Below are 18,638 nucleotides of genomic sequence, written 5' to 3'. Positions count from 1 at the left end.
TCAATTCTCGGGAGTGTTGCAGAAATGGCAGGTCCCGAAGCAGATGGTCAAATAACGGGCGCGTTTGGATACGCGTCGAGGACGGGTCCCAATGCCTGCTTGAGCGGGACCAGGTGCGATTCGAATTTTTGCCAGTGCTCGACCGCGTCCTTGAAGATCGGACGACGCACCTGTTCGGAACTGGCGGTGCGTACAGCGCGGTCGTTCTCGTGCGGCGACAGGCACGCTTCCTCGAACGGCAGGCCGCAGTGGTCCAGCAGCGCGCGGATCTCGGCTTCCGGATCGGCGATCATCCGCTCGTAGATCACCCGGTGAACGCGGCCCGGCAGCACGGCGTCGAAATGGGCCATCAGCGCCACGTAGTCGGCGTAGTAGCGACCGATGTCCGTGAGGTCGTAGCTGAACGCCTGCCCCCGGGCGAAGTGCTGCTTGAAGCCCGAGAAGCAGCAGCCCAGCGGATGGCGACGCGCGTCGATGATCTTGGCGTTGGGCAGGATCAGGTGGATGAAGCCCGCGTGCGCGAAGTTGTTGGGCATCTTGTCGATGAAGAACGGCTTGTCCGTCTTGCGCTGGATGCGGGTGCGCTCGATGAACTCCTCGCCCAGGGCCTTCAGGTCCTCGGGTGAGAGGTCGGCCAGGCTTTCCGGGTAGGACGACTCGGCGCGGGTCGCGGTCTTGCCGCCCAGCCGCCGGGCCATGACGATCAGGTCGGGCAGCTCCATCGTGCCCTCGACCATCGAATGGCTGGCCAGGATCTGCTCGATCAGGGTCGAGCCGGCGCGCGGCAGACCAACGATGAAGATCGGATCGGGGACTTTCGAACCCCATCCCGCCCGCGCCGTCAGGAACGCCGGCGTGAACAGCGCCGTGGTCCGAGCGGTCTCGGCGGCGTTCTCCTCCGGGTCATAGTCAAGCTGCCGTCGACGGATAGCCGCGCCGGCGGCGTAGCGCTCGAACGCGGCGTCCCACAGGCCGGCGTCCTCATGCGCCTTGCCGAGCGCGTACTGCAAATGCAGGTGGTCGTCTTCCGAGAGGCCGGGCGCGTCGAGGGCGGCGATCATGGCCGCGACGTCCGCCGCGTCGAACTTCACCGTCTTGAGATTGGCCAGGCTCCACCAGGCCTCGCCCAGGGTCGGGGCCTGATCCAGGGCCTTGCGATAGGCGGCGATGGCGTCGGCCTGTCGGCCCACGGTCTTCAGGGCGTGGCCATAGCTCATCCAGCCCTTGGGCTGGTTCGGATAGTCGGCCAGCATCCGCTCGCAGACCGCGATGGCGCGGTCGTATTCGCCCAGCCGCGCCAGGATCGCCGCGTGCAGATTGGCGTAGCCGGGATGGCGCGCGTCCTTGGCCGTCAGGGCCTCGATCTGGCCCAGCGCCTCGGCGTTCTTGTTCTGGCGATAGAGCATGGTCGCCAGGTTGTGGCGGGCGGCGGCGAAGTTGGGCGCCAGCTCCAGGCAGCGGGTCAGCAGGTTCTCGGCGTCGGCGTAGCGGCCCAGGCGCGCGCCGGTCTCGGCCAGCATGCGGATGGCGGCGACGTCGGCGCTGTCGGCCTTCAGCCGCTCGCGCAGGATCCGCTCGGCCTCGCCCAGCCGGTTGTCGGCCAGGGCGGTGGCGGCCTCGATCAGGGCCGGGTCGCGGGTGGAGGCGCGCAGCTGCCGGGCCAGGGCGCGCTCGGCGCCGGCCGTGTCGCCCAGCAGGTCGAGGTTTTCCGAAAGGCCTCGCCAGGCTTCCGACAGCCGCGGCTCCAGGGCGCTGGCCCGATCGAAGGCGCGGACGGCCTCGGCGGTGCGGCCCAGCTGCTCCAGCGCCAGCCCCAGCTCCAGTTGCGCGAGCGGCAGGTTCGGCAGGGCCTGGGCCAGCGGGGCGACCGTCTCGAGCGCGGCCTGCGGCTGGCCGGAAAGTCGCAGTGCGGCGGCCAGCACCCGGGTGGTGTCGGCGTGGCGCGGCACGACCTCCAGAATCGCCCGCGCCTGCTCGGCGGCCAGGTCCGGCGCCGTCTCCAGCAACCGCTCGGCATGCTCGAGCGCCGCGGCGAGACTGACGGCGGGCTGGGCGGTCGTGGAGGTCATGGCGTGAGGAGAGCGGGGTCGCACGAGCGTGTCAATTCGCTCTCCCCTCCTCCCCATCAGGGGGAGGTGGATCGGTGCGAATACGCGCCGAGACGGAGGGGGTCGCGCAGCGTGCCGAGCAGGCCTCGCCCCAAAGCCCCCTCCGCCCGCGTTCGCCGGCCCCCCTCCCCCAAGAGGGGAGGAGAAGACGCCCCTCGCTACAGACGATCCCTCAACGCGTACCAGGTCAAGCCCGCAACCGTCAGCGGCCAGCGCAGCAGGCGGCCGCCTGGGAACGGCGGGGTCGGCAGGCGGGAGAGCAGGTCGACGCCGGCGGTCTGGCCCAGCGCCGCCTGGCCCAGCAGCTTGCCGACATACGGCGCCAGCATCACCCCCTGGCCTGAATAGCCCGAGGCGACGCGCACGCCCGGCGCGAGCTCGCCGACGAACGGCATGCGGCTCATGGTGATGCCCAGGGTCCCGCCCCAGGCGTGGGCGATCGCAACGTTCGCCAGCCGCGGATAGACCTTGGCGAGGTTCGTGCGGACCATGCCGGCGATGTCGCGCGGGAAGTCGTGGCGATAGTTTTCGCCGCCGCCGAACAGCAGCCGACCGTCGGGGGTCTTGCGGAAGTAGTTCACGACGAAGCGACTGTCCGACACCGCCGCGTTCGAGCGGATGATCGCATCGGCCAGGTCGCCGAGCGGCGCGGTGACGGCGATGAAGTTGTTGATCGGCATGACCCGCGATCGGGCCCCGCCCGCCATGCCGTCAAGCAAGCCGTCGCCGGAGAGGATCAGCTGGTCGCAGGTCACCCGGCCGGTCGCGGTCTCGACGACGATCCGGCCGCCTTCGCGCCGCCACGCCTTGGCGCGGCTGTGCTCGTGGATCGCCGCGCCCGCCGCCATCGCCGCGCGCGCCATGCCCAGGGCCAGGTTCAGCGGATGCACGTGCCCGCCGCCGCGATCGATCAGGCCGCCGTGATAGACGTCGGTCCCCAGTTCGTCGGCGAGGTCGGCCTCGCCGATCAGGTCCAGTTGGTCGTAGGCGTAGCGGCCCGCCATCAGGTCGATATAGGCCGCGTCCTCTGCCTCGCCGTTCGGCTTGTGGCGGGCGTGGATCATGCCCGGCCGCCAGTCGCAGTGGATGGCGTCGGTCAGGGTCCTGAAGTGGGCGCGGGCGTCTTCGGCGAGACGCCACAGGGCCAGGGCGTCGTCACGGCCGACGGCCTTTTCCAGCCAGGCCTGGTCGCGCCGCTGGCCAGTATGGACCTGCCCGCCGTTGCGACCGGTGGCGGCGCAGCCGACGCGGCCGGCCTCCAGCACCACGACCTTGGCGCGGGGGGCCAAGGCCAGCGCGGCGCCGAGACCGGTGAAGCCGGCGCCGACGATGCAGACATCGACCGAAAGGTCGCCCGCCAGCGGCGGCAAATCGAGGACGCCGGTCGCGGTGGCCGCGTACCAGTTCCCCGCGCCCCAGGCCGACAGTCCGGAGGCGTCAGACATTCAGCAGCAGGAACTCCCGCTCCCACGGGCTGATCGTGCGCATGAAGGTCTCGTACTCGGCCTGTTTCACGCGGTCATAGGCCTGGCAGAAGATCGGGCCCAGGATCTCGACCAGGGGCTCGCACTGTTCGAACAGTTTAAGTGATTCCGACAGGCTGCGCGGCAGCTGCACGCCCAGCACGCTGGCGTCGGTGTCGACCGGCGCGGTGGGCTTCAGCCCCTGGACCATGCCCAGATAGCCCGCCGCCAGCGAGGCCGCGATGGCCAGGTACGGATTGGCGTCCGACGAGGGGATGCGGTTCTCCAGCCGGCGGTTCGACGGATCCGACGGCGGCACGCGCAGGCCGCAGGTGCGGTTGTCGTAGCCCCACTGGGTGTTGACCGGCGCGCCGCTGTCGCGGGCGATCCGGCGGTAGGAGTTCACGTACGGCGCCAGGATGGCCATGATCGCCGGCAGGTAGGTCTGCTGCCCGGCGATGAAGCCGTGGAACAGGGCCGTCTCCTCGCCCGACTTGCGGTGCGAGAACAGGTTGTCGCCATCCTTGTCGACGATCGACTGGTGGATGTGCATGGCGCTGCCCGGCTCGGTCGCCATCGGCTTGGCCATGAAGGTGGCGTAGATCTCGTGTTCCAGCGCCACCTCGCGGATGGTGCGCTTGAACATGAACACCTGGTCGGCCAGTTCCAGCGGATTGCCGTGCCGCAGGTTGATCTCCATCTGGGCCACGCCGCTCTCGTGGATCAGGGTGTCGATCTCCAGGCCCTGGCGCTCGGAGTACTCGTACATGTCCTCGAACAGCGCATCGAACTCGTTGACCGCGCTGATCGAATAGCCCTGCCGCCCGGTCTCGGGCCGGCCCGAGCGGCCGATCGGGGGCTTCAGCGGGTAGTCGGGGTCGGTGTTCTTGTCGACGAGGTAGAACTCGATCTCCGGGGCCACGATCGGGACCCAGCCCTTCTCGGCGTACAGCGCCAGCACCCGCCGCAGCACCTGGCGCGGGGCCTCCTCGACCGGGCGGCCGTCGGGGTGGAAGGCGTCGTGGATCACCTGGGCGGTCGGGTCCTGGGCCCACGGCACGGCGGCCAGGGTGGCGAAGTCCGGAGTCAGGAAGATGTCGGTGTCCGACTGCACCGCGTTCACCGCCCCCTCGAACTCGGGGAAGTCGCCGGTGATGGTCTGGTAGAACACCGCCAGCGGCAGGTTCATGGACGGCGTGCCCAGGAACTTGCGCACCGGCATGATCTTGCCGCGCGCCACGCCGGCCAGATCCGGCACCACGCACTCGATCTCCTCGATGGCCTGGCGGGCGAACCAGCTCTGCGCCTCCTCCAGGGTCGAGACCCCGCGATTGAGGATGCTGTCGCGCTTGGCCTTGCTGTGCTTGGGCTTCATGACACCGCCTCCGGTTTGAGCGCCCGCAGCGTGGGCTCGGCCTCGTCCAGGGACTGGCGGATGATCGCGACCAGCTTGTCGATCTCGGCGTGGGTGATGATCAGCGGCGGGCAGCAGACGATGCTGTCGCGGATGGCGCGGACCATCAGGCCGTTCTTAATGCAGAGATCCCGCACGATCGGCCCGGCCTCGCCCTCCTTGTCGAGGAAGCGGTGGTTCGTGCCCTTCTCGCGGACGATCTCGACGGCGCCGATCAGGCCCAGGGACCGGGTCTCGCCGACCAGCGGGTGATCGTTCAGGCTGGCCAGCGCCTTGGCCAGATAGGGGCCGGTGTCGTCGCGGGTGCGCTCGACCAGCTTCTCGCGCTCCAGGATCTCGATGTTCTTCAGCGCCACGGCCGCCGCCGTCGGGTGGCCCGAATAGGTGAAGCCGTGGATGAAGTCGCCGCCCTTCTCGCGCAGCTCGGCGACGATGTGGTCGGCCACGCCGACGGCCGAGATCGGCAGGTAGCCGGACGACAGGCCCTTGGCCATGGCGATCAGGTCCGGCTTGATCCCGTAGTGCTGGTGGCCGAACCACTGGCCCAGCCGCCCGAAGCCGCAGATCACCTCGTCGCAGACCAGCAGGATCCCGTACTTGCGGCACACCGCCTCGACCGCCGGCCAGTAGCCGTCCGGCGGGATGATCACCCCGCCCGCCCCCTGCACCGGCTCGCCGATGAAGGCCGCGACGTTCTCGGGGCCGACCTCGAGGATCTTGTCCTCGATGGCTTTCACGCAGCGGTCGCGGAAGACGGCCGGATCCTCCCCGAAGCCGTCGCCGAACTGGTAGGGCTGCATGACGTGCTCGACGCCCGGGATCGGCAGGTCGCCCTGCTTGTGCATGTGCTTCATGCCGCCCAGCGAGACGCCGGCCACGGTCGAGCCGTGATAGGCGTTCCAGCGGCTGATGAAGACCGTCCGCTGGGGCTGCTCCTTGAGCTTCCAGTAATGGCGGACCAGGCGGAAGACCGTGTCGTTGGCTTCCGAGCCCGACGAGTTGAAGAACACGTGGGTCAGATGGCCGCCCATCTTCTGCGCGATCTTGGCCGCCAGGGTCACGGTCGGCGGCGTCGCGGTCTTGAAGAAGGTGTTGTAGTACGGCAGCTCCAGCATCTGCTCGTAGGCGGCCTCGGCCAGCTCGGTGCGGCCGTAGCCGACATTGACGCACCACAGGCCGGCCATGCCGTCCAGGATCTGGTGACCCTCGCCGTCGTGGATGTAGACCCCGTCGGCGCGCGTGACGATGCGGCTGCCGCCCAGCTCGGCGATGACCTTGTGGTCGGCCTGGGCCGGCAGGTGGTGGGCCAGGTCCAGGCGCCGGAGTTCGGCGATGTCGTGGTTGCGGATCGGGACGGTCATTGGTGGCTTCCTGACGAATTTTCTTTTTATTTGAAAGACTTGTGGATCAGCTCAGCAGCACCGCCGGCGAGCAGGCGTGCCAGCACAGCCAGACGGTCTCGCCCAGCTTGAAGTCCTCCTGGTCCCAGCGGGTCAGGTTCGAGCGGTGCACCTTCACGCGCCGGCCGCCTGAAATCTCGACCTCGTAGGTCGACTGGCCGCCCAGATAGGCCTCGTGCTTGATGACGCCGGCCACCGCATTGGTGCCGTGAGGGCAGTCGCCGAGGTTCGGCGGCGTATCACCCTCCTTCTTGTGCAGCTCGATCTTCTCGGGCCGGATCGCCGCCCAGACGGCGCCGCCGCGCGGGCCGGTGACGCCGTGGTCCAGGAAGATGTCGACCGGCAGGTCCGGCGACTTGATCACCGCGTGGCTGGGCTCGTCGACGGCCAGCACGCCCTCGAACAGGTTCACGCTGCCGATGAAGTCGGCCACGAACCGGCTGTTGGGGAATTCGTAGAGGTCGCTGGGCGTGGCCACCTGCTGCAGCACGCCCCGGCTCATCACCGCGCAGCGCGACGCCAGCGCCAGGGCCTCGTCCTGGTCGTGGGTGACCATGATGAAGGTGATCCCGACCTTCTCCTGCAGGGTGCACAGCTCGGTGCGCATCTGCTCGCGCAGCTTGGCGTCCAGGGCCGACAGCGGCTCGTCCAAAAGCAAGACGCGTGGACGCTTGACCAGGGCCCGGGCCAGGGCGACGCGTTGCCTTTGCCCGCCCGACAGCTGGTCGGGCTTGCGATGGCCCAGGCCGCCCAGTTGCACCAGCTCCAGCGCCTCGTCGACGCGGCGGTCGCGCTCGGCCTTGGCGACCTTGTCGACCACCAGGCCGTAGGCGACGTTGTCGGCCACGGTCATGTGCGGGAACACGGCGTAGGACTGGAACACCATGTTCACCGGCCGCTTGTTCGGCGGCACGGTCGAGATGTCCTGGCCATCGATCAGGATCCGGCCCTCGGTCGGGGTCTCGAAGCCGGCCAGCATCCGCAGCAGCGTGGTCTTGCCGCAGCCCGACGGGCCCAGCAGCGAGAAGAACTCGCCCTCGTTGATGGTCAGCGAGACATTGTCGACGGCCACCATCTTGCCGAAGCGCTTGGTGACGTTCTCGAAGGTGATGATCGATTTCGGTTCGCTCACGGCTTCTCGCCCCCCAAGTCCTTAGGCCCATGACCCGCCGTCGCGGCCGGATCCCCCTGCAGTTTCAGCGCCGCCGCGGTCAGCAGCACGGTCAGCACGATCAGCACCGTCGAGGCCGCGTTGACCTCGGGCGTCACCGAGAAGCGGACCATCGAATAGACCTTCACCGGGAAGGTCACGGTGTCCGGACCGGCGGTGAAGAAGGTGATGACGAAGTCGTCCAGGCTCAGCGTGAAGGCCAGCAAGGCTCCGGCCACCAGCGACGGGGCCATGTGCGGCAGGATCACGTCCTTGATGGTGCGGAACTCGCCGGCTCCCAGGTCGCGGGCGGCCTCCTCCATCTCGCGGTTGAAGCTGGCCATGCGCGCGCGCACCACCACCGCCACGAACGGGAACGAGAACGACACGTGGGCGATGATGATCGCCCCCAGGTTCAGCGGCCACGCCAGCCCCTGGGGCCAGGGCATGACCTTGGCGAAGAACACCAGCATGGCCACGCCCATGCAGATCTCGGGCACCACGATGGGCAGAGCCAAAGCGCCGTCCAGGGCGGTCTTGCCGGGGAAGCGGAAGCGCCACAGCACCAGGGCGGCGGCCGCGCCGAGGAACAGGCTGATCACTGTCGAGACCGCCGCGATCGTCAGGCTGTTGCCGAACGCCTCCAGCAGGGCGGAGTCGTTGAAAAGCTTGTCGTAGTATTTGAGCGTGAAGCCCTTCCAGACGATGTTGCGCCGGCTGTCGTTGAAGCTGAACGCCATCAGGGCGATCAGGGGCGCGTAGAGGAAGATCCCCACCATCGCCAGCCAGGCCTGCATCGGCCAGCGGCGGAGATATTCGAGCGGACCGGGGGGAGATTTCTTGCTCATCCCTTGGCCTCCGGGGTGCGCTTGGCCAGGACCGCCTGGATCGCGATGGCGATGAAGGTCAGGTACATCAGCACGAACGACATGGCCGCGCCGAAGGGCCAGTCGTTGGCGCGCTTGAACTGACGCTCGATGATATTGGCGATCATCTGGCTGTCGGGCCCGCCCAGCAGATCCGGCGTCAGATAGGCGCCCAGGGCCGGGATGAAGGTGATCAGGATCCCCGAGGCGATGCCCGGCAGGGCCAGGGGCACGACCACCTTGAACAGGGTCCGCATGTGCCCGGCGCCGAGATCGAGGCTGGCCTCCAGCAGCGACTTGTCCAGGCGATCAAGGGCCGAATAGAGCGGCAGCACCATGAAGGGCAGGTGCACGTAAACGAGGCCCAGGATCACCGCGAAATTGTTGTGCAGCAGCTCCAGCGGCTGGAAGTCGCCCAGCGGCTGCAGGCCCACCAGCGCGGCGAGACCGCCGCCGCCCTTCCACAGCCATTCCAGGCTCTGGTTGACGTAGCCCTCGGTGCGCAGCACCGCGATCAGGGCGTAGGTGCGGATCAGGAGGTTCGTCCAGAACGGCAGCATGATCAGCAAGAGCAGCCAGGTCTTGGCCTTGTCGGAGGCGAAGGTGATGGCGAGGGCCACCGGGAAGCCCAGCACCAGGCACAGGCCCGTGGTAAGCCCCGCCACCCAGGCCGACTTCAGGAAGATCTTCAGGTACAGCGGCTCGATCGCCCGGGCGTAGTTGCCGAAGGTGCCGGTGATGGCGATCTGCGTCAGGCCTTCGTTGTGGCCGAAGCTGTAGGCCCAGACGATCGCCATGGGCGCCAGGAAGAACAGCACCAGCCACACCAGCGGCGGTCCCAGCGCCGCGGCGAAGACGGCCTTTGCCTGTTTCCAGGATTGTTCCATCACGTTCTCCAATCCTCCCCCCAGCGGGGGAGGCGGCCGAAGGCCGGAGGGGGAAGTCGCGGGGCCAGCAGAACTTTCCCCTCCGTCGCCCGCGGCGACACCTCCCCCGCTAGGGGGAGGATTTGACTTCACCGCGCCTAGGCCGCCCGCACCCGGGTGATCAGTTCCTCGTATTGGCTGGCCTTCTCGGCCCCCTCGAAGGCGCCGTACTCGCACTTGGCCATGATGTCGGCGGGCGGAAAGATGACCTTGTTGTTCTTGTAGTCGTCCGGCATCAGCGCCTTGGCCGCCGCGTTGGGCGTCGGGTAGAGGATCGTCTTGCTGATCTCGGCGCCGGCCTGGGCGTCCAGCAGGTAGTTGATGAAGGCGTGGGCGTTGTTCGGCCGCGGCGCGCCCTTCGGGATGCAGAGGGTGTCGCTGTTGATCAGCGAGCCTTCCTTGGGCACCACGAAGTCGAGGTCCGGATCGTCCTTCATCACCTGGGCGATGTCGCCGTTGTACTCCAGCACCAGATCGACCTCGCCCGAGACCAGCAGGTCCTGACCGTTGTCGTCGTGGAAGGCCTTCACGAACGGCTTCTGCTTGATCAGCATCTGCTCGATCTTCGGCAGCATGTCCTCGGGGATGTTGTTGACCGAGTGACCCAGGTACTTGGCCGCCAGGCGGACCAGGTCGGCGCTCTCCGACAGCAGGGCGATGCGGCCCTTGTATTTGTCGCTGTCGAACAGCCACTTCCAGCTGTCGGGCACGCCGTCGACCTTGCTCTTGCGATAGCCGATGCCCAGCAGCAGCCAGGTGTAGGGCATCGAGTACTTCCGGCCCGGGTCGAAGTCCGGATTGAGGAACGACGGGTCGATGTTCTTGATGTTCGGGATCTTGGCGTGATCCAGCGGCTCCAGCATGCCGGCCTGGCCCATGCGGGTCACGAACTCGTTCGACGGCACGATGACGTCGAAGCCCGGATTGCCCGCCTTGAGCTTGGCGAACAGCTCGTCGTTGGTCGCGAACAGGCTCATGTTCACGTCGATCCCGGACGCCTTCTTGAAGTCGCCCAGCGTGGTTTCGCCGATATAGGTGTCCCAGTTGTAGAAGTTCAGCTTGGGCTCTTCGCCGCCGGCGCCCGTGGCCTTGGGCTTCTCGCCGCAGGCCGTGAAGCTGAAGCCGATGGCCGCCGCCCCGAAGGCCGTCAGAAGCGAGCGCCGCGAGGCCCCGCCGTTCCTGTATCCGCTCATTCGAAACTCCCTCATGTTCCGTGTGATGGCTCTGCCTTGGGCGCTACTCAGCCCGAGAGCCTGTCCGTCTTCGGATACTCATCCGAAAACGGATGAACAGGCTCGTTTACTTACATTCTAGAGCGTGATGGCCGCCTGTCGGCTATCACGCTCTAGGCGTTGCGGAGGTACCAGTCGAAATCCAGTTCGGTGACGACCTCGAAGAAGCGCGCCTGTTCCGTGCGCTTGACCGAGACGAACATGTCCACGAAGCGGTCGCCGAGATAGTCGCGCAGCACGGCCGACTGCTCGAACAGGTCGACCGCCGCGAACCAGTTGCTGGGCAGCCGGATGTTCTCCTTGGCCGCCGCCGCGTAGCCGTCGCCAACCACCGCCGGGCCGGGATCCAGCTTGTTCTTGATCCCGTGGTGGGCGCTGGCCAGCAGCACCGCCAGCACCAGGTACGGATTGGCGTCGGCGCCGGCCACGCGATGCTCGACGTGGCGGGTCTTGGGCGGGCCGGCCGGCACGCGCAGCGAGACGGTGCGGTTGTTGACGCCCCAGGTCGGGGCGACGGGCGCGTAAGAGTTGGCCTTGAAGCGGCGATAGCTGTTGGCGTTCGGCGCCAGGATCGCCATGCCCTCGCCCAGCAGAACCTTCATGCCGGCGATGGCCTGTTTCAGCAGCGGCGAACCTTCCAGGTCCTCGGCGGCGCACAGGTTGTTTCCGTCCGCGTCGTTGACGCTGAGATGGACGTGGAAGCCGTTGCCAGCGCGGTCGCTCCACGGCTTGGCCATGAAGGTCGCCTCGCAGCCATGTCGCAAGGCCACGCCCTTGGCGGCGCGCTTGTACAGCACCGCGTCGTCGGCGGCGCGCAGGGCGTCGGGCTTGTGCTTCAAGGTAAGCTCGACCTGGCCCGGGGCGAACTCCGAGATCGCCCCTTCCAGCGGCACGCCGATCGTGTCGGCCGTGTCCCACAGCTCGCGCAGGAACGGGGCGTGGGCCTCCAGCTCGGGCAGGCCATAGACCTGGATGCCGCTGGGGCGCAGGCCCGTCTGCATCGACTTGGCCGGCTGCAGCTCGCCGTTCGGGCCGCGCTCCAGGTCGACCAGGTAGTATTCCAGCTCGCAGGCCGCGACGGGGGTCAGGCCGTCGGCGGCGTAGCGGTCCAGCACCCGTTGCAGCACGTGGCGCGGATCGAGGTCGTTGGGCGTCCCGTCCAGTTCGTACAGCGACAGCATCACCTGGGCGACGTCGGGACCCAGCCATGGCGCCAGGGTCAGGGTCCCCGGCACGGGCCGCGCGCGGCGGTCGGCGTCGCCGTCCTCCCAGACCAGGCCGGTGTCCTCGCAGTCGGCGCCCAGGGTGTCGACCACCAGGATCGAGCCCGGCAGGAAGCGGCCGTACTCGTAGATCGCCTCCAGCTCGTGGATCCGCAGCCGCTTGCCGCGCGGCACGCCGGTCATGCTGGTGAAGAACACGTCGACGAACTTCACCTGCGGATGGGCGGCCAGGAAGTCCCGGCATTCTTTCAGGTCAGCCACCATGCTCATGCGCCGCCCTCCTCAATACCGCTCATCCCCGCGAAAGCGGGGACCCAAGCGGCCTTGCCAATTTGAGCGCTGAGTGAAATCCGAGCCTCGGCTTGGGTCCCCGCTTTCGCGGGGATGAGCGGAAATTCTGTCATGCGTCCCCCATCGCGGTCGCGAAGCCGTCCACGGCCGCGACCAGCCGGTCGATCGCCGCGTCCTCGGTGACGGGCGAGACCAGCATCATGTTGTGGAAGGGCGCGATCAGCACCCCTCGGTTGATCAGCCACAGATGCAGCGCTTCCACGGCGTCGTGGTCCAGCAGTTTCCGCATCTGGGCGGCGTTCTTCGGCGGCGGATCTGCGAAGACCAGTTCGACGCGGGCGCCGACATGGACGACGGACCACGGAAGCTTCCGCGAAGCGATCACGCCCCTCAGCCCCGCAACCAGACGGTCGGCGCCGGCCAGCATCCGGGCGTAGGCCGCGTCGGTCATCACCTCGGACAGCATCGCCCGCATGGCGGCCATGGCGAGGGCGTTGCCCGACAGCGTGGTGCCGATGCCGGACTGGCCCGGACCAATCCGCGCCTGGGCTTCATCCATCCGCGCCGAGAGCTCGGCGGTGACGCCCCAGACGGCGGCCGGCACGCCGCCGGCGACGGCCTTGCCCAGGACGAAGATGTCGGGCTCCAGGCCATGGGCGCGGGTGTAGCCGCCGGGCCCGGTCGAAATGGTGTGGGTCTCGTCGATGATCAGCAGGGTCCCGGCGTCGCGGGTCAGCTTGCGCAGGGCGTCATGGAAGCCGGGCTCGGGCAGGATCATCCCGCAGTTGGTCATCACCGGCTCGGCCAGGACGGCGGCCACCTGGTCCGAGGCCAGGGCATTCTCCAGGGCCGCGAGGTCGTTGAACGGCACGACCCAGGTGGTGGCGGTCAGGTCGTGGACCTGGCCCAGCAGGCCGGGCTTCATCACCCGGGCGCCGTCCTTCAAGACCACGAAGGCGTCGTCGACCATGCCATGGTAGCAGCCGTCGAACACCAGCACCTTCGGGCGCTGGGTCACCGCCCGCGCCCAGCGGATCGCCGCGCGGTTGGCGTCGCTGGCCGTGGTCGTCGTCTGCCACAGCGGCAGGCCGAAGCGCTCGGCCAGCAGCTTGCCGACGATCACCGCCGAGGCGGTCGGCAGCATGAACCCCGCCCCGCGCTTGATCTGGTCGGCGACGGCGGCGGCCACCGAGGCGTCGCCATGCCCGAACATCGACGGCGTGTCGCCCAGGCAGAAGTCGTCATAGAGCTTCCCATCCACGTCGGTGACCTGGGCCCCGACGCCCTGGGCGGCGAAGATCGGGCTGGGGCTGGCCCAGTCGTTCATCCAGTGCATTGGCGCGCCGCCGCGCCAGACGCCGGCCGCGGCCTTGGCCATGGCGATCGAGCGCGGATGGTCGGCGACGAACCGCGCGCGCTCGTCGGCGAGGAGGTCCGTGGCGGTGCGGGTGAGCTCAGCGATCATCCCACCCCGCCGAAACAGAGGTACTTCGTCTCGAAGTACTCATCCAAACCCTCGGACGCGCCCTCGCGGCCCAGGCCGGATTCCTTCACGCCGCCGAACGGCGCCACCTCCGTGGAGATCAGGCCCTCGTTGATGCCGACCATGCCGGCCTCGATCGCCTCGGCTACGCGCCAGCAGCGGCCGACGTCGCGGCTGTAGAAATAGGCGGCGAGACCAAAGGGCGTGGCGTTGGCCAGCTCGATCGCCTGCTCCTCGGTGTGGAACTTCACGACCGGGGCGACGGGACCGAAGATCTCCTCCTGGAACAGGCGCATGTCCGGCGTCGCGTCGGAGAGCACCGTGGGCTGGTAGAACAGCCCGCCCAGGTCGTGGCGGTCGCCGCCGGTCACCACCTTGGCCCCGCCCGCGACGGCCTCGCGCACCAGGGCCTCGACCTTGATGATGGCCTTGTCGTTGATCAGCGGACCGATGGTGACGCCTTCGCCCGTTCCGGGTCCCACCTTCATCGCCGCGACCTTTTCGGCCAGACGATGGACGAAGGCGTCGTGGATACCCGCCTGGATGATCAGGCGGTTGGCGCAGACGCAGGTCTGGCCGGTGTTGCGGTACTTGGAGGCGATGGCGCCGTCGACGGCGGCCTCGAGGTCGGCGTCGTCGAAGACGATGAAGGGCGCGTTGCCGCCCAGCTCCAGGCTGAGCTTCTTCATCGTGCCGGCGCACTGGCCATAGAGCACCTTGCCCACGGGGGTCGAGCCGGTGAACGACAGCTTGCGCACCCGGCCGTCCTCGCACAGCGCCTTGCCGATGGCGCTGGAGTCCTTGCCGGTGACGACGTTCAGCACGCCGGGCGGCACGCCGGCCTCGGTCGCCAGCCGGGCGATGGCCAAGGCGCACAGCGGCGTCTCGGCGGCCGGCTTGACCACCACCGTGCAGCCGGCGGCCAGGGCCGGCCCGACCTTGCGGGTGATCATGGCGATCGGGAAGTTCCACGGCGCGATGGCCGCGCAGACACCGATCGGCTGCTTGATCGAGGCCAGGCGCTTGCCCGGCATCGGTGAGGGAATGGTGTGGCCGTAGGCGCGTTTGGCCTCGTCGGCGAACCAGTCGATGAACGCCGCGCCATAGGCCACCTCGCCCCGCGACTCCGCCAGCGGCTTGCCCTGCTCGGCGGTCATCAACCGGGCCAGGTCCTCGGTGTGGGCGAGCATCAGGTCGCTCCACTTCCTCAGGATCGCGCCGCGCTCTTTCGCCGTCTTCGCCGCCCAGGTTGGAAAGGCCCGATGCGCGGCCTCGATGGCCACGCGGGTCTCGCCGGCTCCCAGGTCGGCGACCTTGGCGATCACCGTCCCGTCGGCGGGATTGAGCACCTCGAAGGTCTCGTCGCCCTCGATCCAGAGGCCGTCGATGAAGGCTTCGGTTTCAACGAGATTCAGGGTCATGGGATACTCACCTCAGCGTCACGGACACCGACTTCAGGTCGGCGTACTTGTGCAACGCATGAAGGCTGCGGTCACGGCCGAAACCGGACTGCTTGAAGCCCCCGAACGGCATGGTGATGTCGCAGGCGTCCCAGCCGTTGACCCACACCAGCCCGGCCTTCAGCCGCCGCGCCCCGCGCAGGGCGCGGTTGATGTCCGAGGTCCACAGGCCGGCGGCCAGGCCGTAGACGGTGTCGTTGGCCAGGCGCACGGCCTGATCCTCGTCCTTGAACGTCAGCACGCTCAGGACCGGCCCGAACACTTCCTCGCGGGCCAGGGTGTGGTCGGCCTCGACCCGGTCGAAGATGGTCGGCTCGACATAGAAGCCGCCGCTGTCCTGGCGAATGCGCGAACCGCCCAGCACGCGGCGCGCGCCCTGGCTGTCGGCGGTGGCGATGTAGTCCAGCGCGGTGTTCATCTGCCGCTCGCTGACCATGGCGCCGAACTGGGTGGCCGGATCCAGGGGATCGCCGACGGCCATGCCCTTGGCGACCGCGACCACCTTCTCCAGGAACCGGTCCTTGATCGACGCCTCGACCAGCAGGCGCGAGGCGGCGGTGCAGACCTCGCCCTGGTTATAGAACACGCCCCAGGCGGCGGCCTCGGCGGCGGCGTCCAGGTCGGGACAATCGGCGAAGACGATCTGGGGCGACTTGCCGCCCAGCTCCAGGCTGACCCGCTTCAGGTTCGAGCGGGCCGAATATTCCATCAGCTTGCGGCCCACCGGACCCGAGCCGGTGAAGGCGATCATGTCGACGTCCATCGACAGGGCCAGGGCCTCGCCCGCCACGCCGCCCAGACCGGGGACGACGTTGAGCACCCCGGCCGGGAGCCCAGCCTCAAGGGCCAGCTCGCCCAGTTTCAAGGCCGTCAGCGGCGACTGCTCGGCGGGCTTCAGGACCACGGAATTGCCCATGGCCAGGGCCGGGGCGACCTTCCACATCGCCATGTGCAGCGGGAAGTTCCACGGCACGATCGCGCCGATCACGCCCAGCGGCTCGTGCACCGCATAGCTCAGGCGATCGACCGGCGACGCGCCGACCTCGCCATAGACCTTGTCCAACGCCTCGGCGTACCAGCGGCAGGTGCCGATCGCCAGCGGCACGTCGACATTGCGGGCGTCGCGGATCGGCTTGCCGACGTCCAGGCTCTCCAGCAGGGCCAGCTCCTCGGCGTCGCGCTCCATCAGCTCGGCCAGGCGGAACAGCACCTTCTTCTTGGCGCGTGGCCCCTGGTCGCGCCAGCGGCCGTCCTCGAAGGCGGCGCGGGCGCTGGCCACGGCGCGGGCGACGTCCTCGGCCTGGCAGGCGGCCACCTGGTTCAGCACCAGGCCGTCACGCGGCGAGACGTTGTGGAAGGTCGCGCCCGAAGCCGCCTCGACCCGCGCGCCGTCGATGATCGCCTGCCCAGGCAGGGCCAGGCGCGAGAGACGCTCGGAAATGTCGGCGGGCAAGGTCACGCGGGAAAATCCGGACTATTGTGATCACAGTTTTCCGGCGAACCGGAAGTGTCAAGCGCCCGACTCATGGCGCCGCTCCGATGGTCGCCCCGTTGCCGGCTTCGACGGCGACCCGCATCTTGTCCATGCCTTCGGAAAGGTCAGCGGCGATGGCGCGGCGGGCGCCCTCGGGGTCGCGGGCGCGCAAGGCCTCTATCGCTTCAGCATGGCGATCGGCGACCAGGCCGTCGGCGCCGACGCGGCCGAACACCACCCGCATGAACGGCCCGACCTGCAGCCACAGACCGCCGGCCATGGCCAGCAGCACCTCGGCCCCCGCTCGCTCGTAGAGGGCGAAGTGGAAGGCGTGGTTGGCGGTCATGTAGCGATCGACGTCGCCCAATCTCAGGGCCTCGTCGACATCGGCGTCGATGGCCTGCAGCTGGCGGACCAGGCTGGCGTCGGCGTTGGCGACGGCTCTGGCGGCCAGCTCTGGCTCGACCCACAGGCGGGCCATGGACAGCTGCTCCAGCCGGTCGGCGGTCAGGGACGGCACGCTGAGGCGCTTGTTGGCCGGATTGATCGCCAGGGCGCGTTCCGCCACCAGTCGGCGGACCGCGTCGCGCACCGGCATGGGGCTGACCCCCAGTTCGGCGGCCAGGCTGCGCAAGGACACACCCTTGCCCGGCGCGATCCGCCCCGTGATCAACGCCTGGCGGATCGCCTCGTAGATCTGGTCGTGGACGGCTGTCGAATCTGCGAGCGGCTTGCGGGTCTTCATCCGGCGCGTTCCGTGAAGGGCTTGCAAGTTGGGTCGCAATTGCGATCACAATGCAATACCCGGATGGAGTTCTCCCGCCATGCCCGACTTCGGCGCCAACGATCTCGACGCTTTCTGGATGCCGTTCACGCCGAACCGGCGGTTCAAGAGCCATCCGCGGATGCTGGCCAGCGCCAGCGGCATGTTCTACCGCACGCCCGACGGCCGCGAGGTCCTGGACGCCACCTCGGGCCTATGGTGCGTCAACGCCGGCCACGACCGGCCCAGGATCCGCGAGGCCATCCAGAAGCAGGCGGCCGAGATGGACTACGCCCCCTGCTTCAACATGGGCCATCCGCTGGCCTTCCAGTTCGCCTCGCGCCTGGCCCAGATCACACCGAAGGGGCTGGACCGGATCTTCTTCACCAACAGCGGCTCGGAGTCGGTCGACACCGCCCTGAAGATCGCGCTGGCCTATCACCGCGCCCGGGGCAAGGGGACCAAGACCCGCCTGATCGGTCGCGAGCGCGGCTATCACGGCGTCGGCTTCGGCGGCATCTCGGTAGGCGGCATCCCGACCAACCGCAAGTACTTCGGGTCCCTGCTCACCGGCGTCGACCACCTGCCCCACACCCACGGCGTGGCCGGCAACCGGTTCGCCAAGGGCCAGCCCGAGCACGGCGCTCACCTGGCCGACGACCTGGAGCGGATCGTCGCCCTGCACGACGCCTCCAACATCGCCGCCGTGATCGTCGAGCCGGTGGCCGGCTCGACCGGCGTGCTGGTCCCGCCCCAGGGCTATCTGGAGCGCCTGCGGGCCATCTGCGACAAGCACGACATCCTGCTGATCTTCGACGAGGTGATCACCGGTTTCGGACGCCTGGCCGCCCCGTTCGCCGCCGACCGCTTCGGCGTCACGCCCGACCTGATGTGCCTGGCCAAGGGCCTGACCAACGCCGCCGTCCCGGCCGGCGCGGTCGCGGCCTCCACGGCGATCTACGACGCCATGCTGGAGGGCGCCGACGCGCCGATCGAGCTCTTCCACGGCTACACCTATTCGGCCCACCCGCTGGCCTGCGCGGCCGGCATCGCCACCCTGGAGACCTACCAGGAGGACGACCTCTTCGCCCGCGCCGCCGCGATCGAGGGCTACTGGCGCGAAGCCGTCCACGGGCTGGCCGACGCCCAGCACGTCATCGACATCCGCGACCTCGGCCTGGTCGCCGGCGTCGAGCTGGAATCCCGCCCCGGCGCGCCCACCGCCCGGGCCATGGAGGTCTTCGAGACCTGTTTCGACGAAGGCCTCTTGATCCGCGTCACCGGCGACATCATCGCCCTGTCGCCGCCGCTGATCCTGGAGAAGGCGCACATCGACCGGATGGTGGAGACGATCCGAAAGGTGCTGGGGAGGGTGGACTAGGGCG

The 18,638-nt window shown here is 68.6% G+C and carries 14 protein-coding genes; 1 reads left to right on the top strand and 13 read right to left on the bottom strand.

Annotated elements, in window-relative coordinates; translation table 11 throughout:
* Nucleotides 1-47: 47 nt before the first annotated feature.
* The 13 genes from K8940_RS03910 to K8940_RS03850 form a co-directional block, all read right to left on the bottom strand.
* Nucleotides 48-2,069: a tetratricopeptide repeat-containing sulfotransferase family protein gene (locus K8940_RS03910; RefSeq protein ID WP_223393223.1), complete on the bottom strand. Its 2,022-nt coding sequence runs from the start codon at nucleotides 2,067-2,069 to the stop codon at nucleotides 48-50.
* A 197-nt stretch (nucleotides 2,070-2,266) separates the two neighbouring features.
* Complete coding sequence (locus tag K8940_RS03905) at nucleotides 2,267-3,553, bottom strand: NAD(P)/FAD-dependent oxidoreductase (RefSeq protein ID WP_223393222.1); 1,287 nt, start codon at nucleotides 3,551-3,553, stop codon at nucleotides 2,267-2,269.
* On the bottom strand, nucleotides 3,546-4,946 hold the full coding sequence (locus tag K8940_RS03900; protein WP_223393221.1) for a glutamine synthetase family protein: 1,401 nt from the start codon (nucleotides 4,944-4,946) through the stop codon (nucleotides 3,546-3,548). Before K8940_RS03900 ends, K8940_RS03905 begins: the two co-directional genes overlap by 8 nt.
* Nucleotides 4,943-6,346 (bottom strand): aspartate aminotransferase family protein, encoded by a 1,404-nt coding sequence (locus tag K8940_RS03895; protein WP_223393220.1) that lies wholly within the window; start codon nucleotides 6,344-6,346, stop codon nucleotides 4,943-4,945. The genes K8940_RS03900 and K8940_RS03895 overlap by 4 nt, the downstream gene beginning before the upstream one ends.
* Nucleotides 6,347-6,392: 46 nt before the next feature.
* The gene (locus K8940_RS03890) at nucleotides 6,393-7,460 is read right to left on the bottom strand and encodes an ABC transporter ATP-binding protein (protein WP_223395761.1); all 1,068 of its coding nucleotides are present in this window, start codon (nucleotides 7,458-7,460) and stop codon (nucleotides 6,393-6,395) included.
* 53 nt (nucleotides 7,461-7,513) lie between these two features.
* Complete coding sequence (locus K8940_RS03885) at nucleotides 7,514-8,383, bottom strand: ABC transporter permease (RefSeq protein WP_223393219.1); 870 nt, start codon at nucleotides 8,381-8,383, stop codon at nucleotides 7,514-7,516.
* Nucleotides 8,380-9,300 (bottom strand): ABC transporter permease, encoded by a 921-nt coding sequence (locus K8940_RS03880; RefSeq protein WP_223393218.1) that lies wholly within the window; start codon nucleotides 9,298-9,300, stop codon nucleotides 8,380-8,382. The genes K8940_RS03885 and K8940_RS03880 overlap by 4 nt, the downstream gene beginning before the upstream one ends.
* A 125-nt stretch (nucleotides 9,301-9,425) precedes the next feature.
* Nucleotides 9,426-10,520, bottom strand: coding sequence for an ABC transporter substrate-binding protein (locus K8940_RS03875; protein ID WP_411675579.1), 1,095 nt, complete (start codon nucleotides 10,518-10,520; stop codon nucleotides 9,426-9,428).
* A gap of 152 nt (nucleotides 10,521-10,672) precedes the next feature.
* Nucleotides 10,673-12,052 carry a glutamine synthetase family protein gene (locus K8940_RS03870; RefSeq protein WP_223393216.1) on the bottom strand — a complete coding sequence of 460 codons (1,380 nt, stop codon included), beginning with the start codon at nucleotides 12,050-12,052 and terminating at the stop codon, nucleotides 10,673-10,675.
* A gap of 130 nt (nucleotides 12,053-12,182) precedes the next feature.
* Nucleotides 12,183-13,538, bottom strand: a complete 1,356-nt coding sequence (locus K8940_RS03865) for an aspartate aminotransferase family protein (RefSeq protein WP_223393215.1) — start codon at nucleotides 13,536-13,538, stop codon at nucleotides 12,183-12,185.
* Nucleotides 13,535-14,977 (bottom strand): NAD-dependent succinate-semialdehyde dehydrogenase, encoded by a 1,443-nt coding sequence (locus K8940_RS03860; RefSeq protein WP_223393214.1) that lies wholly within the window; start codon nucleotides 14,975-14,977, stop codon nucleotides 13,535-13,537. The genes K8940_RS03865 and K8940_RS03860 overlap by 4 nt, the downstream gene beginning before the upstream one ends.
* Before the next feature lie 7 nt (nucleotides 14,978-14,984).
* Complete coding sequence (locus K8940_RS03855; protein ID WP_223393213.1) at nucleotides 14,985-16,475, bottom strand: aldehyde dehydrogenase; 1,491 nt, start codon at nucleotides 16,473-16,475, stop codon at nucleotides 14,985-14,987.
* A gap of 64 nt (nucleotides 16,476-16,539) precedes the next feature.
* Complete coding sequence (locus K8940_RS03850; protein ID WP_223393212.1) at nucleotides 16,540-17,235, bottom strand: GntR family transcriptional regulator; 696 nt, start codon at nucleotides 17,233-17,235, stop codon at nucleotides 16,540-16,542.
* Nucleotides 17,236-17,314: 79 nt separating this feature from the next.
* On the opposite strand from K8940_RS03850, the gene K8940_RS03845 reads away from it, so the two are divergent.
* Nucleotides 17,315-18,634 (top strand): aspartate aminotransferase family protein, encoded by a 1,320-nt coding sequence (locus K8940_RS03845; protein WP_223393211.1) that lies wholly within the window; start codon nucleotides 17,315-17,317, stop codon nucleotides 18,632-18,634.
* Nucleotides 18,635-18,638: the final 4 nt, after the last annotated feature.

Origin of the sequence: Caulobacter segnis (assembly GCF_019931575.1) — a bacterium.
Classification (GTDB): domain Bacteria; phylum Pseudomonadota; class Alphaproteobacteria; order Caulobacterales; family Caulobacteraceae; genus Caulobacter; species Caulobacter segnis_C.
This window is presented reverse-complemented; position numbering and strand designations above follow the sequence as displayed.